We start from the raw sequence: 16,425 nt of genomic DNA on the forward strand, positions 1-16,425 counted from the left end.
TCCGCGCGTCGAGCAGGAAGCAGCGCGCGGCGGCGTCGAGCGCGAGGAAGTTCCAGCACACCTCGTCGAGCGGCTCGCCGGCCGCCACCCGCTCGGCCGCGCGCTCGAATGCGCGCAGGTACGGCGCGAGCCGCTGCGCATCGCGCCGCTCGCGCGCTTCGGTCTGCTCACGAAAGCGCTCGGTCAGCTCGCCGATGCAGCTGGTCGCCGCTGCGCTGTCGGGCAGCCCGGGCGCCGGGCGGCCGAAGTAATAGCCCTGCACGAAATCGGCCTCGCACGACAGCGCGATCTGCGCGTCGTGCTCGGTCTCGATCCCTTCGACGAGCACCAGCTTGCCGGCCTCGTGCAGCAGCGTGACGAGCCCGTGCAGGATCGCGGTGAGCCCCGTGCGATGCGCCGCATGGGACAGCATGATCCGGTCGAGCTTCACGATGTCCGGGTTCAGCTGCCAGATCCGTTCGAGGTTCGAGTGGCCGGCGCCGAAATCGTCCAGCGCGATCAGGAAGCCCTGCGCGCGGAACTCGCGCACGGCGTCGGCGAGCCGCTCGACGTCTTCCGCGCGCTGTTCGAGCACTTCGAGCACGACGCGGCGCGGCGGCATGCCGATCCGCTTCAGGTTCGCGAGCAGCGCGGCGGCCTGGAACGGATCGGTGAGCACGCCCGGATGCACGTTGAGGAACAGCCACTCGCGCTCGGCGCCGAGCAGCGCGAAGTTCTCGAGGTGCAGCGCCTGCGCGAGCCGGTCGAGCTGCAGCAGCTCGCCCTGGCGCGCGGCCTCGCCGAACACGTCGAGCGGCGACACCGCGCGGTCGAGCACGTCATGCGCGCGCAACAGCGCCTCGTAGCCCACCGCACGCTGGTGCGACAGGCTGAAGATCGGCTGAAACACGGTCGTGAGCGTCAGGTCGCGATGCCGCGTCGCCAGACGTTCGAGGCCGGAGCTCATCTCCCGCTCGAAACGATACGGCGACGCGGTGGCCGGGCGCTCCTGCTGCACGATCGTCATGGCTTCCTCCTGGCGATGCAGCCGAACGCGGCGGTGGTTCGAAATGGCGCGCGCAATGTCATGGTCGAATCCTCGGTTGTCCGGCCGGTGCCGGACGGTACGCAAGCATCAAGCAAGCTTCGTGCAAGCTCTGAACACGCGCGCCACGCCTGCGTGCGGCGCCCCCGCACCAGCGTGGCGCAGGCCAGATGCACCGTTTGCGTGCATGCGCACCGGCGCACTCGAACGCACCCGTCACGCCGTCACGCTACACTCCGTCCGATCGTTTCATTCTCCACAATTGCCGTATCGATGGAAATCGTCTTTACTGTCCTGATTCTGCTGCTCACCGTCGCGCTGTCCGGCGCGGCCACACGCGTGCTGCCGTTGCGGCTTCCGCTGCCGCTGATGCAGATCGCGTTCGGCGCGATGCTCGCGTGGCCGAAACTCAATCTGCACGTCACGTTCGATCCCGAAATCTTCATGCTGCTGTTCATTCCGCCGCTGCTGTTCGCGGACGGCTGGCGGATTCCGAAACGTGAGCTGTACCTGCAGCGTCGCGCGATCCTGATGCTCGCGTTCGGGCTCGTGTTCATGACCGTACTCGCAGTCGGCTACTTCGCGCACTGGCTGATACCCGAGTTGCCGCTGCCGATCGCGTTCGCGCTCGCGGCCGTGCTGTCGCCCACCGACGCGGTCGCGCTGTCGGGCATCGCCGGCCGTGGCCGGATTCCGCCGCAACTGATGCATATCCTCGAAGGCGAGGCGCTGATGAACGACGCGTCGGGCCTCGTCGCGCTGAAGTTCGCGGTCGCGGCCGCGCTCACGGGCGTGTTCTCGCTGCGCGAGGCGTCGATCACGTTCGTGATCGTCGCCGCCGGCGGCCTGGCGACGGGCGCGATCGTCGCGTGGCTGTTCAGCGCGCTGTCGACGCGCTTCCTGAACGCCGAGCAGGAAGGCGACCCGGCCCCCGGCATCGTGATGACGCTGCTCGTGCCGTTCGCCGCCTATCTGTTCGCCGAGCACCTCGACCTGTCGGGCGTGCTCGCGGCCGTGTCGGCCGGGATGATGATGAACTACACGAGCTTCTCCCGCAAAAGCACCGTCGCGTCGCGCGTACGTGCCGAAAGCACGTGGGCGATGATCGAGTTCGTGTTCAACGGCATGGTGTTCATCATGCTCGGGCTGCAGTTGCCGCACATCATCGGCCGCGCGCTCGTCGACGCGCACCACACGAGCGACGCGCTCGTCGGCCGGATGATCTTCAACGTGTGCGCGATGATGCTCGCGCTGTATGCGATCCGCTTCCTGTGGGTCTGGCTGCTGCGCTGGATCGCGAGCCGCCGCGCCGCGCGCCACGGCCTCACGGGCATGATGGCCGGCATCCGCACGATCGCGGTGATGACGGTCGGCGGCGTGCGCGGCGCGGTCACGCTCGCGGGCGTGCTGTCGATCCCCGTCGCGCTGTCCGACGGCGCACCGCTGCCGGGGCGGGACACCGCGATCTTCGTCGCGTCGGCGGTGATACTCGGTTCGCTGATCGTCGCGGTGATCGGGCTGCCGCTGCTGCTGCGCGGCGTGCGCTCGACGCGCAACCCGCTCGCCGACGAGGAACGCACCGCGCGCGCGGCCGCCGCGCAGGCCGCGATCCGCGCGATCGACTCGTCGCACGACGCGATCTCGGCCGATCTCGACGAATCGGGCGCCGCCCGCTGCGCGGACATCTCCGCGCGCGTGATGGACCAGTACCGCCGCCGCCTGGCCGCACTCGCCGAGGACGGCCCGACGCCGCGCGCGGAAGCGAAGCAGACCGAGACGATGGAACTGCAGATGCGGATCGCGGCGGTGCGCGCGGAACGCTCGGTGCTGTACCGGCTGCGCGGCGAAAGCAAGATTTCCGACGAGACGCTGACGAAGCTGATTCGCGAGATCGACCTGTCGGAAACGGCGCTATCGACGCGCAAGAAAGGGATCGTCTGAGCGGCTGCGCCGCGGGGCGACCGCACGGCCTCCCTGCAAGAAAACGGCGACGCGCGAGCGTCGCCGTTTTCACCTCCGCGCGTGCCGGCGTTACTTCGCGACGACGACCGGAATGCCCTTCAGCATCCCCGCGCCCTTCATCTCGTCGAGCGCGTGCTGCACGGCCGCGCTCGTCGCCGCGTCGATGCCGAGCTGCAGCGCGAGCTCGCGCTCCGCGCGTTTCACGCCGGCCAGGTTGCGCACCTTCACGTGACCGAAGCCGCGCACGCGGGCGTGCAGGTCGGCCAGCTGAGCGACCTGCGCGGCATTGCCGGCCGTCAGCGCGGCAAGCGCGCGCGTGAGCGTCGTCTCGTAGTCGTCCGCGAGCGCGCGCTCCATCCTGCGCTCGGCCGTGCGGCCGAACGGATCGAGCCACGTGCCGCGCAGGCTGCGCACGCGCGCCAGCATGCCGAATACCGGCCACATCCACTGGCCGAACACGCGCTTCTTCGGCGCGCTGCCGTCGCGTCCCGCCTTCGCGACCGTCGGCGGCGCCAGGTTGAACTTCACGCGATAAGCCTGCCCCGGCACGCCTTCGAACTGCGCTTCGAGCGCCGTGCGGAATGCGCCGTCCGCATACAGCCGCGCGACCTCGTATTCGTCCTTCACCGCGAGCAGCCGGTAGAACGTCGTCGCGACCGCGCGCGTCAGCGCATCGTCGCCCTTCGCGCGCGCCGCGTTCACCAGTGCTCGGTAGCGCTCGACGTAACGCGCGCCGCCGTATGCGTCGAGGCGCGCTTCACGATCGGCGATCAGTTCGGCGAGCGTCTCCGGCGCGGCCTGCGCGGCCACCGTGTGACGCGCGTTCCACAACGCATCGAGGCCCGCCGCGTCGCCGGCCGCCATCCGGCCGATCGAGAACGCGAGCTTGTTCATCGGCACCGCGACGTTGTTCAGTTCGATCGCGCGCATCATCGCGGCGAGCGACACCGGCACGAGGCCGAGCTGCCACGCGTAGCCGAGCATCAGGATGTTCGCGCCGATCGAGTCGCCGAGGAATTTCGCGGCGAGCGCCTGCGCGTCGCAGCTCGACAGGTAGCCGTCGCCGGCCGCGTGATGCATCTTCTCGAGCAGCGCATCCGCGTGCAGGTTCGCGTCGGGATCCTGCACGAACGACGCGTTCGGAATCCGGTGCGTGTTGACGACGATCCGCGAACGCTCGTGACGCACCGTCTGCAGCGCCTCGGCACTCGCTCCGACGACCATGTCGCACGCGAGCAGCACGTCGGCCTGCTGCGTGTCGATGCGCACCTGGTTCAGCCATTTGTCGCTCGACGCGATCCGCACGAACGACAGCACCGAGCCGCCCTTCTGCGCGAAGCCCATGAAGTCGAGCACCGACGCGCTCTTGCCCTCGAGGTGCGCGGCCATGCTGATCAGCGCGCCGACCGTCACGACGCCCGTGCCGCCCACGCCCGTCACGAGCATGTCGAACGGCGCCGCGTCGAGATGCGTCGCCGGCACCGGCAGCGCATCGACGCGCGCGGCGAGCGCCGCCTCGTCGAACGCCGCGCCCGCGGCCTTCTTCAGTGCCGCACCTTCGACCGTCACGAAGCTCGGGCAGAAGCCGTTCACGCACGAGTAGTCCTTGTTGCACGACGACTGGTCGATGCGGCGCTTGCGGCCGAGCGGCGTCTCGAGCGGCTCGACCGACAGGCAGTTCGACTGCACGCCGCAGTCGCCGCAGCCTTCGCACACCGCGTCGTTGATGAACAGGCGCTTGTCCGGGTCGGGGAACTCGCCCTTCTTGCGGCGGCGACGCTTCTCCGCCGCGCAGGTCTGGTCGTAGATCAGCACGGTGACGCCCGGCGTCTCGCGCAGCTCGCGCTGCACCGTGTCGAGCTCGCTGCGGTGATGGAACGTCGTGCCGGCCGGGAACTGCCCGTGATGGCCGTCGTACTTCTCCGGTTCGTCGGACACCACCACGAAGCGCGACACGCCTTCCGCCTCGACCTGCCGCGCGATCTGCGGCACCGAGATGCTGCCGTCGACCGGCTGGCCGCCCGTCATCGCGACCGCGTCGTTGTAGAGGATCTTGTACGTGATGTTCGCCTTCGCGGCGACCGCCTGGCGGATCGCGAGAATGCCCGAGTGGAAGTAGGTGCCGTCGCCGAGGTTCTGGAACACGTGCTTCGTGTTGGTGAACATCGCGTGCGCGGCCCAGTCGACGCCCTCGCCGCCCATCTGGATCAGGCCCGTCGTGTCGCGCTCCATCCACGACGCCATGAAGTGGCAGCCGATACCGGCCTGCGCGATCGAGCCTTCCGGCACCTTCGTCGACGTGTTGTGCGGGCAGCCCGAGCAGAAGTACGGCGTGCGCTTCACCGCGTCCGCTTCGTTCGACAGGATCCGCGGCGCGACGAGATCGACGACGCGTTCGCGGCGATCGAGCGCCGGCTTGTGGCGCGCGAGCCATTCGGCGAACACCGGCAGGATCCGCGACGGCCGCAGCTCGCCCAATTCGGACAACAGGCAGGCCCCCTGCGCATCGTGCTTGCCGAGCACGCGCGGGCGGGCGCTGTCCGCGCGGTTGTACAGGTAGTCCTTGATCTGCTGCTCGATGACGGGGCCCTTCTCCTCGATCACCAGCACTTCGGCGAGCCCGTCGACGAAGGTCTCGATGCGCGTCATCTCGAGCGGATACGACAGGCCGACCTTGTAGATCCGCACGCCGGCCACGTCGAGGTCGGCCACCGTCAGGTCGAGACGGCGCAGCGCTTCCATCAGGTCGAGGTGCGCCTTGCCGCAGGTGACGATGCCGACGTTCGCCTGCGCGCTCGGGGCGATCCACTTGTCGATGCTGTTGGTGCGCGCGAAGTGGCGCACCGCGTCGAGCTTCGCGGCGAGGCGCGCCTCGATCGTGAGGCTCGGCAGGTCGGGCCAGCGGTTGTGCAGGCCACCGGCCGGCGGCGTGAAGCCCGCCGGCGCCGGCCATTGCGTCTGCAGCGCGTCGAGATCGACGGTCGAGCCGGACTCGACCGTCTCCGAGATCGCCTTGAAGCCGACCCATGCGCCCGAATAGCGCGACAGCGCCCAGCCGTACAGGCCGAACTCGAGCATGTCGGCGATGTTCGACGGGTTCACGACCGGCATGTGCCACGCGATCATCGCGAAGTCGCTCTGGTGCGGCATCGACGACGACACGCAGCCATGGTCGTCGCCCGCCACCACCAGCACGCCGCCGTGCGGCGACGAACCATACGCGTTGCCGTGCTTGAGCGCGTCGCCGGCGCGGTCGACGCCGGGGCCCTTGCCATACCACATCGCGTACACGCCATCGACGGTGCGCTCCGGGTCGGCCTCGACGCGCTGCGTGCCGAGCACCGCGGTGCCGCCGAGTTCCTCGTTGATCGCGGGCAGAAAGCGCACGCCGCTGCCGTCGAGCAGCTTCTGCGCCTTCCACAGCTGCTGGTCGACCATCCCGAGCGGCGAGCCGCGGTAGCCGCTGACGAAGCCGGCCGTGTTGAGCCCCTGCGCGGCGTCGGATGCGCGCTGCATCAGCAACAGGCGGACCAGCGCCTGCGTGCCGGTCAGGAAGATTCGGCCGCGCGTGGCGGTCAGGTTGTCGGTCAGACGATAGTCGGATAGAGCGGGCGTACCGTCGACGGGCAGGCGGGCGGTCATGGGGGATGTCTCCTGATTGTGCTGTTCTGGGCCGCGCACCGGGGCGTCGGGCGACGCCGGCCGGGGGTGGCTGGATGGCTCTATTTTTTCGCGGGGAGACGAGAAAGTTTTTTCTCATCTTGCTCGGGCGGTGCCGAAGTGAGAAAAACTGCGCAGGTTTCGGGCGGGAATTGAGAGAGTTTTCGCGCGGGGTGGTGGGCGGCGGTTGGGGGGCGGTCGGGATGGGCGGGCGCTTGCGTCGAAATGGCCGGGGACGAGCGGGACGCAGGCCGCGGGCGCGGCGGCCCGTGCGACAAGGGTTTGGGCGAGAAACGGCGGCGTGCTCACCCATGGATTTCACAGCGTTCGGATTGGTTGCGGGCGCGGGATGTCCACGATGCGGGGGTTGCCGGCCGAGTAGGCGATCGCGCTCACCGTTCAATCGCACAGGGTTTCGAGTCGCGTCGGGGGCCGGATGTCCACACCTCGATCGGTCCACAACTGAAGCGGATTCCGACGCTCACCGTTGAAATCCACAGCGCGACGAGTCGATGCCGGCAGGAGATATCCACACCGCCGCATCCCTGCTTCGCCGCTGCGACGTTCGCCCTCACCTTTCGGATGCACAGGGTCGTGAGTCGATTCGGCGGCAGGATATCCACATCTCCGTCCGGCCTCGGCGCGCGCCGCTGCGCAGTCGAACGACGCGTTCACGGTGAAGCTCGCCGGGCCCGCGTCGAAGCGGTAGCGCACGCCGCCGACCAGGTAATGCACCGGGAAACCAAGCGGCGACGTGCCGAGATCGACGCGCAGAGACGCCGGTAGGGGTGTGGATATCGCCGCCCGCGGACACTCCAAACCCTGTGAATTTCGATGGTGAGCACCGGCACGCGCTCGAACCACGGTGCCGATTCGGGCGTGGACAGCCTGCTCCGCGACGACTCCAAACACTGTGAATTTCGATGGTGAGTGACGGCACGCGCTCGAACAAGGGCGCCAATACGGTGTGAACAGCCCGCTCCGCGACAACTCTAAACGCTGTGAATTTCGACGGTGAGTGACGGCACCCAATCAAACGAGTACGCCGATTCGGGTGCGAACCGCTCGACCCGCGACGACTCCAAACACTGTGAATTCCAGCGGTGAGCGACGACACGACGATCGAATCGGGGCGCTGATTCGGGTGTCGACAGCCCAACCCAAGACCAGTCGAGACGCTGTGAAATCCGACGGTGAGCATGGCCATCCTGTCACCCGAAGGCGCCGCTTCGGCGCGAACAGCCGCGCCCGCAAGCGCTCGGCGACCCGTGCATCCGGATTCGTGCAGACCCGGCCGAGCCGCATGCACACGCCCCTCACCGCTGAAATACACAGCACGTCGACTGGCTTCCGCGACCGGCTATCCACATCGGCGCACGGACGCGAATGGAACGTGCGATCGCGAGTGCGGTTAGAATGCGCGACCCTCGAAGCCGTGTCGAAGATCGGAAACGGGCACGCGGCGCGATCGGCCGCCGACGCTCACCATTGAAATACACAGCGCTTCGAGTGAATTCGGCTGCGAGATATCCACACCGTGATACGGGTCCGGATCTATCGCCGATCCGCGCGTGCCGTTAGAATGCGCGGCGCCCCGAATTCTCGCGCGACACCCGCGCGACTCCCGAAAGTCCGTACCAGGCAAGCCTCACGCGCAATCGGCCGCCGACGCTCACCCTTCGAAAGCACAGCATTTTTCGTCGTTCGGGGCCGCGGTTGTCCACACCCTGCATCACGCATCCGGCCGCAGGCGGTCATGCTCACCGATGAAAATCACAGCGTGCCGAGTGATTTGGAGCCGGGATATCCACAACCGACACCGCGCAGGAATGCGCGGCCAGCGCATTGGCAACGTCGGCTCATGCACTTGCCCGCGACCGGTGTCGAATGCCGGGAAGCCCCGTCGATTCTGCCTCCGGCCACACACTCACCGTTCGCATCCACAGCGTTTCGAGTGGACGGAAGCGCCGGTTATCCACATTCACGCCGCCGAGAGAGAGGCCCGCAGGCACCGTCACTCGGCAATCGAGCGGATGATCCGCGCCGGGTTTCCGCCGACCAGCGTATTCGGCGGAACGTCGCGCGTCACGACGGAACCCGCGCCGACCACCGAGTTCTCGCCGACCGTCACGCCGCCGATGATCGTCGCGCCCGCGCCGATCCACACGTTGTTCCCGATCACGATCGGCCGCGCGACGACGAAGTCGCGTCGGCGGGACGGCTCGACCGGATGGCCCGACGTGATGAGGCTGACGTTCGGCCCGATCATCACGTCGTCGCCGATGTCGAGGCCGCCGAGGTCATAGAACGTGCAGCTCTGGTTGATGAACACGTTGCGGCCGATCCGTGTGTCGGCACCGCCCGTCACGTAGAACGGCGGGATCAGCAGGAAGCTGTCGTCCATCGGCTTGCCGATCAGTTCTCCGAACAAGGTGCGGACTTCGTGCGCATCGTCGAACGTCAGACGGTTGAGCCGGGCGGTGATTGCCATCGTTCGCGCGAGCTCGGCCCGCATCGCGGCCGATTCCGGCGTGCGCCGGGGAATGATCGTGGTGCGATCGTCGTTCGCCATTCGTTGCTGTTCTCCGTGTGCGATCGAACCGGCATGCGGCGCATGCGATTCCCTGGTCTTGAATTCGACGATTCGGGCGACCCGCGCAAGATGACTGGGTTTCCGCATTTCGCGGTCCGTCGACGACCCTCGTCCAAGCTCATGCGGCCCGCGCGCCGACGCTGCTGCAAGGTCGGCCGGACACTGTGGTCGCGCTCGTTTCAGCCGCGCACTCTCTCGTCAATTCATAACTAGTTAATTTATGACTAGTTAAAGCATGAACTACCGCTTAACGTGGCTCTGCGGGAGATTCTCCGTCCATTCCCAATCGGTCGAACGCGCGAACGGCCGCTCAACACCGTGCCACGATCCGCCGCCCGCTCGCGCCACCCGCCCCTGTCCGAACCCCTTCCACTCGGGTACGCTTGAGCATCGACCGAACCGACACGCACACCCCAACGCGGAGGCGCGATGAAGCTCTACTACTGGCCCAAAACCCGGGCATTCCGGGCGCTGTGGATGCTGGAGGAAATCGGCGCCGTCTACGAGCTCGTGCCGATCGATCTGCGTTCGCACGAACAGGGCAGCGACGCGTTCGTCCAGGTCAATCCGATGGCCAAGCTGCCCGCGCTCGACGACGGCAGCGAGCCGTTCGCCGAATCGGGCGCGGTGCTGCTCTATCTCGCCGATCGCTGCCCGGGCGCCGGGCTCGGAATCGCGCCCGACGATCCGCTGCGCGGCCGCTTCCTGCAGTGGATGTTCTTCACGCCCACCTGCCTCGAACCGGCGATGGCCGAGAAATTCACCGGCGCGTCGAGCAATCCGGTCGCGTTCGGCTGGGGCAACATCACGCGGGTGCAGCGTGCGCTCGCGCAAACGCTCGCCCACAGCCGCTGGCTCGTCGGCGACCGCTTCACCGCGGCCGACCTGCTGCTCGCCAGCACACTGAAGATCGCGTTCGACGCGCACCTGCTCCCGCACGAAGGCGTGCTCGGCGACTACGTCACGCGCGCCGAGGACCGCGACGGCCATCGCCGCGCGGTGGCGGTCGAACAGCGCGAAGCGGCGCGTCTGCTGCATCCGTGACGCGTGCGCGGCGCGGCAGCCGGTTGCGGCGGTCGCATCCGGGCGCCGGCGCCCGTTCGCGCCGGTCGCCAACGTCATGCAGCGGGCCCGGACGCCTGCGCCGCCGACCCGTCCTCGATCACGCCCGGCGAACCGCGTTCGTCGCTATCGGCGTCGACCGGCACGACCTCGTGAAAATGCGTGTAGTCGATATGCGTGATGCCGTCTTCTTCATGCATCAGGTCGACATAGCGGTGACGCCAGCGGATGTCCGCATGCGTCCATGAGTAGCGCGCCTGCATGACCTGTGCGGTCGTCTCGTCGGAGCCCTCGATCGTGATCAGCAGCGACGCGTCGCGCGCGGCGAGCGATTCAGCCGTCTCACCGAACAGCGGGCTCGTTTCGTCGATCACGTGCATCAGGTTCCAGCCGAGCAGGAAGATCGGATGCTCGTTGCGCACGAGCGGCAGGTCGTGGATCTTGCGCAGCGTATAACCCTCGTGCGTACCCTCGACGCGCATCAGCCGCAGCTTCGCCTGCGCTTCGGCGATCACGTTCTGGCGCGCATTCGCGGCACGCACCATCAGCGTCATCCGCCCGTTCAGCGGGCGCACGATCGCCAGCCGCGCGAACAGGATCTTCGCCTGCGGCCGCGAAAACCGCGCGAACACGAGACCGGTCGCCATCGCGATGCCCGACATCCCGATGAAGATCTCGAACGTCGAGACCAGGTGCGCGTAGACGGTCTGCGGATGCATGTCGCCGTAGCCGACCGTCGCGAGCGTCTCGACGCTGAAGAAGAACGCGCCGCCGAAGCCCGCCGGCGACTGGTTCGCGATCGCCGCGTCGCCGAGCAGGTAGAGCGCCGCGAAGCCGGCGTTGAGCAGCAGGAACAGTATCGCGAGCGACAGGAAGAATACGGGCCAGCTCACCGTCAGCGCACGGTGATAGAGGTCGCGCCAGCCAAGCGGCGGCATCCCGTACGCGATCACGGGGCGGGTGCCCGACCAGAGCTTGCGGCCACGGCCGCGGGAAGCTGGGGAGGACGAATCGACGTTCATCGCGCAAGGCCGGAAGCAAGGAGGCGATGAGCGTAGCACGCGGGGCGGCGGCCGGGAATGCGCAGCGATGCGCGGCGGCGTTGCGCGTGCGGCGCGAAAAAAAGCCGGCCGCATCGGCGGCCGGCTGCGCGGTCATCTTGCCGGCACGCACGCGGCGTGCGGCGTGCCGCCTACTTGCGGTCGACGATCACGCGATCGAACGTGCCGCCGTCGGCGAAGTGGGTTTTCTGCGCGTTCGCCCAGCTGCCGAAAACCTGCTCGACGCTGAACGTCTTCAGCGGCTTGAACTCGGCCGCGTGCTTCTTCAGCACGTTCGCGTCGCGCGGGCGCAGATGGTGCTGCGCGATGATCTCCTGCGCCTGCGGCGTGTACAGGTAGTCGAGATACGCCTGCGCGATCTTGCGCGTGCCCTTCTTGTCGGCGACCTTGTCGACGACGGCGACGGGCGGCTCCGCGAGGATGCTCGCCGACGGGTACACGGGATCGAATTCCGCCCCCGACGCGCCCGTGTCCATCAGCGCGACTTCGTTCTCGAACGTGACGAGCACGTCGCCGATGCCGCGCTGCGTGAAGGTCGTCGTCGCGCCGCGGCCGCCCGAGTCCAGCACCGGCACGTTGCGGAAGATCGCCTTCTCGAAGTCGAGCGCCTGCTGGTCGGTCGCGCCCTTCTGCTTCTGGTAGCCCCATGCGGCGAGATACGCGTAGCGGCCGTTACCGGAAGTCTTCGGGTTCGCGATGATCACCTGCACGCCCGGCTTCGCGAGATCGCTCCAGTCCCTGATCGCCTTCGGGTTACCCTTGCGCACGAGGAACACCATCGTCGTCGAGTACGGCGAGCTGCTGTCGGGGAAGCGCGCGCGCCAGTCCTTCGGCAGCAACTGGCCCCGCTCGGCGAGCAGGTCGATGTCGTTTGGCTGGTTCATCGTCACGACATCGGCCTGCAGCCCCTGCAGTACCGACAGCGCCTGCGCGCTCGACGCGCCGTGCGACTGCTTGATCGTCACGGTTTCGCCGGTCTGCTGCTTGTACGCGGCGGCGAAGCTCGTGTTGATGTCCTTGTACAGCTCGCGCGTCACGTCATACGACACGTTCAGGATCGACGTGTCCGCGTGCGCGGCCGTTGCCGCCACGACCAGCGCCGCCGCGGTGCCCGTGTGCAGCCAGCGACCGATCCCCTTGATGCTTGCCATCGTGATATGCCCCGTTTCCAGTGGTGTTGAAGGTGCGTGACGGCACGCGTGCGCGCTGTCATCGAAACGTAAGCGGGCATTCTAGCGGCCGGCCGTCGTGCGCCTTCCAATCTGTCGTGCAAAGCAAATCTCGAATTCTGCTAACCGGCGCACGCTCGCGTGCGCGCCGGATCCGATGTTAAGATCGCCGCTCAGCCCTTTTCACGGTTCATCCATGTCCGCTGCCCTGCGCTCGTCGTCGATCCTTGCCGCCATTGCGGCAGGTGCGCGCGCGGCCGGGCTGAAACTGAAAAAACGACTCCTCGACTGACGGGGACGTCGCGTCCCGTCAGGCGAATGCCGGACGGGATGCCCGCAGGTCGTTTCTTTTTCCTTGCTCGCACGCCTCGCTCCGGCACCTCGCCGGCGGAACGGTTCCTTCCCACTCCGTTTCCACCATGAGGCTTTGCATGCACACACGTTTCGAAGGTATCTGGCTGCCGCTCATCACGCCGTTCCACGACGGCGAGGTCGACCACGGCGCGCTCGCGCGACTCGCGCGCCACTATGCGGCGGCGGGTATCGCGGGGTTCGTCGCAGGCGCGACGACCGGTGAAGGCGTGCTGCTCGACGCGCGCGAACAGGACGCCGTGTTCGCGACGCTGCGCGAGGCGGTGCCCGACCTGCCGGTCGTCGTCGGGCTCACCGCGAGCGCGACGCACTTCGCGGCCGCCCGCGCACGCGAACTCGCCGCGCTACGGCCCGACGGGCTGCTCGTCACGCCGCCCGTCTATGTTCGGCCGACGCAGGACGGCATCCGCCGCCATGTCGAAGCGATCGTCGACGCGGCCGACCTGCCGGTCCTCGTCTACAACATCCCGTACCGCACCGGCGTGAACGTCGAACTGGAGACGCTGCAGGCGCTCGCGCGCGACCCGCGCGTCGCGGGCATCAAGGAATGCGGCGGCACGCTCGACCGGATGAGCCGGCTCGTGCACGACACGCCGCTCGCGATCCTTTCCGGCGACGACAACCAGAACTTCGCCGCGCTGTGTGCCGGCGCGCATGGCGCAATCGCGAGCAGCGCGCATGTGCTGCCCGAATGGCACGTGCGCATCCATGCGCTGCTGCGCGACGGCCGGCTCGCCGACGCGCGCAAGCTGTCGGTCGCGCTGCAGCCGCTGGTCGCGGCGCTGTTCGCGGAGCCGAATCCGGCCCCGGTGAAGGCGGTGCTGGCCGCGCAGGGGTGGTGCGAGGACGGGTTGCGGCTGCCGTTCGTGCCGGCGAGCGACGGGTTGCGGGACACGTTGGCCGGAATTCTCGCCACGCTCGGGTCAATCGCGCCGGACAGCGCCGTCGCATAGGCCGCGGCGCGGCGCGCGGCTCGGACAATGGGCGAATCTTCGCCAGATTGTTTCAAACTGTCAGAACGAGAGACAGGCCGTACCGCGCAAGCTGGGCGTCGGCCGTGACGAGTTGCAGCGGTTCATGCCGAGCCTGCGCGACGAGCAAGCGATCGAACGGATCGCGATGGTGGTGCGGTAAATCACGCACCGCCGCCCCATGCACGGCGCGAACCGGCAGTTCGCGCACTCCGCTCGTGCTGATTGAGCCGATCAATCTGCCCACGTCGATGTCGAGCTTCCCGAGGCCGGCCTTGATGGCCGCCTCCCAGATACTCGCGCTGCTGACGAAGCGTTCGTCCGCACCCGAGATCAGTTTGCGCGCCCGCGCGCTAAGCTTCGGGTCGTTGGTCACGATCCACAAGAAGATGTGCGTATCGAGCAGCAGGCGCATCAGCGTCCCTCGAACGCGTCCAGCAGATACGCCGGCAACGGTGCGTCGAAATCATCCGCGATCCACGCCTGACCTTGTAGAACGCCGAAGCGAATGGGCAACTTCGCCGACCCGACTGAATCGACGTGAGTCCCGTCAGCCGGGCCCGATACGTCGCCTTGCTGCGTTGGGCCGATTGCAATGCCGTTGGGCAGGTTCGTGTCTTGCATGATGACCTCCGTTTCAGGTGCCCATCACTGTAGTCCCGTTCACCTGATCGCTCCATTCGGCCGATCGGCAGAGGCGTGCCGACGCATACCGCGCCGGCGCTCCGGCACGTTGCGTCAAGCCGCCAGCGCCCCGACCTCTGCCTGCGTCGCGTCCCGCACCGCCTGCGTGACGATCCGCGCGAGCCGCTCGACGGTCGGCGTCGCCGACGACGTACGCCGCAGCAGCATCAGCGGCAGGCTCGGCAGTTCGGGCAGCCCGAACGACGCCGCGTCGAGCACGCGCACCGACGCTGGCAGCCCATAATGCGAGCGCACCGTCAGCCCGAGGCCGGCTGCCGCCGCGGCCCACAGGCCGGCCAGGCTCGGCGTCGTGAACGCGACGCGCCACGGCACGCCCGCGCGATCGAGCGCGTCGGTCGCCGCGCCGAAGAAGCGGCACGGCCGGTCGAACACGACGAGCGGCAGCGGCTCGCCCGACGCGCGCATCACACGAAGACTCGCATCACCGTCGTCGGCCGCATCCGCCGGGCCACCGCCGTCCGGCATGCCGAAGCCCGCCGCGCCGACCGCCGCGATCCACTGCATCGGCACCTGCGCGATCGCGTCGCTGTCGATGCCCGCGCGCGACACGAGCGTCGCCGACGCCGGGTCGCCCCACACCAGCGCGAGATCGAGCTGGTTCGCGTCGAGCCGCTCGAGCAGCTCGGCGTTGCGCGCGACGCGCGCCTCGATCCTCACCTTCGGATGCGCACGCGCGAAACGCCCGAGCACGTCGGGCAGGATCGCTTCACCGAAATCCTCCTGCAGGCCGACCCGCACCCAGCCGTCGAGATTCACGCCGCGCACGGCCGCGGCCGCTTCGTCGTTCAGTTCGATCATCCGCCGCGCATAGCGCAGCATCGCGTCGCCGGCGTCGGTCAGCGCGAGCCCGCGCCCGGCCTTCACGAACAGCGGCGTGCCGGCCTGCTCCTCGAGCTTGCGGATCTGGGCGCTCACCGCCGACGAAGAACGCGCGACGCGATCGGCAGCCTTCGCGAAGCTGCCGAGATCCACGCCCGCGACCAGGCTGCGCAACGCCGCGACGTCGAAGTTCGGCCGGGCCAGCGCCGCGTCGGGTAGCGCGAGCGGCGCCGCGCCATGGGCATTGTCTTGTCCGGACATCTCAATCATCCCGCTTTATCGAACGATTCATCAAAAACTTTCCGATTTTCAGGATGAATGTAGGTCGCCACACTGGCGATGTCAATTTCCGAATGGGCTCTGTCGCCATGGATACCTCCTGCCTCGCTTCCCCGTCCTCGCCCGCGCACGATGCGCGCGGCCCGGCCCATCGCTGGCGCGTGCTCGCGGCCGGCGTCGCCGCGAACATGAGCTTTTCCGCCGCCGCGGCCGGCATTCCGACCACCGCCGTGTGGATGCGCTCGGCCTACCACCTCGACAACGGCGCGCTCGGCCTCGTGCTCGGCGCGCTCGGCTTCGGCGTCGCGCTGTCGGAGCTGCCGTGGGGAATCGCCGCCGACCGTTTCGGCGACCGCCGCGTGTTGCTCACCGGCCTCGTCGCGACGGCCGCGATGCTGGCGCTGATGGTGCTCACGATCGTCCCGAGCGCGCACGCCGTGCCGCCGCTCATGCGCGTCGTCGCGGCGATGTGCTGCGTCGGCCTGCTCGGCGGCAGCGTGAACGGCTCGAGCGGACGCGCGGTGATGCGCTGGTTCGGCGAGCGCGAACGCGGGCTCGCGATGAGCATCCGCCAGACGGCCGTGCCGCTCGGCGGCGGCGTCGGCGCGGCACTGCTGCCGTCGCTCGCGTCGCATGCCGGCTTCGCCGCGGTGTACGGCGCGCTGATGCTGCTGTGTGCCGGATCGGCCGCGCTGACGTGGCGCTGGCTGCACGAACCGCCCGACGCGCCGGGCGCCGCGCACGGACC

At 68.4% G+C, this 16,425-nt stretch carries 12 protein-coding genes and 1 pseudogene; 4 read left to right on the forward strand and 9 right to left on the reverse strand.

Annotated elements, in window-relative coordinates; all coding sequences use genetic code 11:
• Window positions 1-1,006, reverse strand: a 1,006-nt coding sequence (locus tag F3J14_RS26920) for an EAL domain-containing protein (protein WP_166725556.1), incomplete at its 3' end; no start/stop codon positions are given.
• 291 nt (window positions 1,007-1,297) lie between these two features.
• Between F3J14_RS26920 and F3J14_RS26925 the strand changes: the two genes are divergently transcribed.
• Complete coding sequence (locus F3J14_RS26925; protein ID WP_166725557.1) at window positions 1,298-2,965, forward strand: Na+/H+ antiporter; 1,668 nt, start codon at window positions 1,298-1,300, stop codon at window positions 2,963-2,965.
• Between the two features lie 90 nt (window positions 2,966-3,055).
• On the opposite strand, the gene F3J14_RS26930 is transcribed toward F3J14_RS26925, so the two are convergent.
• The 3 genes and pseudogenes from F3J14_RS26930 to F3J14_RS26940 all read right to left on the reverse strand — a co-directional run bounded on the left by F3J14_RS26930 (window position 3,056) and on the right by F3J14_RS26940 (window position 9,218).
• Window positions 3,056-6,628, reverse strand: coding sequence for an indolepyruvate ferredoxin oxidoreductase family protein (locus tag F3J14_RS26930; RefSeq protein WP_166725558.1), 3,573 nt, complete (start codon window positions 6,626-6,628; stop codon window positions 3,056-3,058).
• A gap of 681 nt (window positions 6,629-7,309) precedes the next feature.
• Window positions 7,310-7,558: pseudogene (locus tag F3J14_RS36235) on the reverse strand (cellulose synthase subunit BcsC-related outer membrane protein); the annotation flags it as partial.
• A 1,102-nt stretch (window positions 7,559-8,660) separates the two neighbouring features.
• Window positions 8,661-9,218, reverse strand: a complete 558-nt coding sequence (locus tag F3J14_RS26940) for a sugar O-acetyltransferase (RefSeq protein WP_166725560.1) — start codon at window positions 9,216-9,218, stop codon at window positions 8,661-8,663.
• A 450-nt stretch (window positions 9,219-9,668) separates the two neighbouring features.
• Here F3J14_RS26940 and F3J14_RS26945 point away from each other — a divergent pair, with 450 nt between their 5' ends.
• Entirely contained in the window at window positions 9,669-10,283 is a 615-nt protein-coding gene (locus F3J14_RS26945) for a glutathione S-transferase (RefSeq protein ID WP_166725561.1), read from the forward strand.
• 74 nt (window positions 10,284-10,357) lie between these two features.
• On the opposite strand, the gene F3J14_RS26950 is transcribed toward F3J14_RS26945, so the two are convergent.
• Together F3J14_RS26950 and F3J14_RS26955 are read right to left on the reverse strand one after the other, a co-directional pair.
• Window positions 10,358-11,323: an ion channel gene (locus F3J14_RS26950; protein WP_166725562.1), complete on the reverse strand. Its 966-nt coding sequence runs from the start codon at window positions 11,321-11,323 to the stop codon at window positions 10,358-10,360.
• Between the two features lie 170 nt (window positions 11,324-11,493).
• A complete protein-coding gene (locus F3J14_RS26955; RefSeq protein WP_166725563.1) occupies window positions 11,494-12,513 on the reverse strand; it encodes a sulfate ABC transporter substrate-binding protein in 1,020 nt (339 codons plus the stop codon).
• Between the two features lie 449 nt (window positions 12,514-12,962).
• Here F3J14_RS26955 and dapA point away from each other — a divergent pair, with 449 nt between their 5' ends.
• On the forward strand, window positions 12,963-13,856 hold the full coding sequence (dapA, locus tag F3J14_RS26965; protein WP_166725564.1) for a 4-hydroxy-tetrahydrodipicolinate synthase: 894 nt from the start codon (window positions 12,963-12,965) through the stop codon (window positions 13,854-13,856).
• A 52-nt stretch (window positions 13,857-13,908) separates the two neighbouring features.
• On the opposite strand, the gene F3J14_RS26970 is transcribed toward dapA, so the two are convergent.
• The 3 genes from F3J14_RS26970 to F3J14_RS26980 form a co-directional block, all read right to left on the reverse strand.
• Window positions 13,909-14,289, reverse strand: a complete 381-nt coding sequence (locus F3J14_RS26970; protein ID WP_166725565.1) for a type II toxin-antitoxin system VapC family toxin — start codon at window positions 14,287-14,289, stop codon at window positions 13,909-13,911.
• Window positions 14,289-14,498, reverse strand: a complete 210-nt coding sequence (locus F3J14_RS26975; RefSeq protein ID WP_166725566.1) for a hypothetical protein — start codon at window positions 14,496-14,498, stop codon at window positions 14,289-14,291. The genes F3J14_RS26970 and F3J14_RS26975 overlap by 1 nt, the downstream gene beginning before the upstream one ends.
• A gap of 114 nt (window positions 14,499-14,612) precedes the next feature.
• The gene (locus tag F3J14_RS26980; RefSeq protein WP_166725567.1) at window positions 14,613-15,659 is read right to left on the reverse strand and encodes a LysR substrate-binding domain-containing protein; all 1,047 of its coding nucleotides are present in this window, start codon (window positions 15,657-15,659) and stop codon (window positions 14,613-14,615) included.
• A 107-nt stretch (window positions 15,660-15,766) separates the two neighbouring features.
• Here F3J14_RS26980 and F3J14_RS26985 point away from each other — a divergent pair.
• Window positions 15,767-16,425 (forward strand): MFS transporter (locus tag F3J14_RS26985; RefSeq protein ID WP_166725568.1); only part of this gene is annotated, 659 nt, incomplete at its 3' end.

This window comes from Burkholderia sp. Tr-862 (assembly GCF_011753085.1).
GTDB classification, from domain to species: Bacteria; Pseudomonadota; Gammaproteobacteria; order Burkholderiales; family Burkholderiaceae; genus Burkholderia; species Burkholderia ambifaria.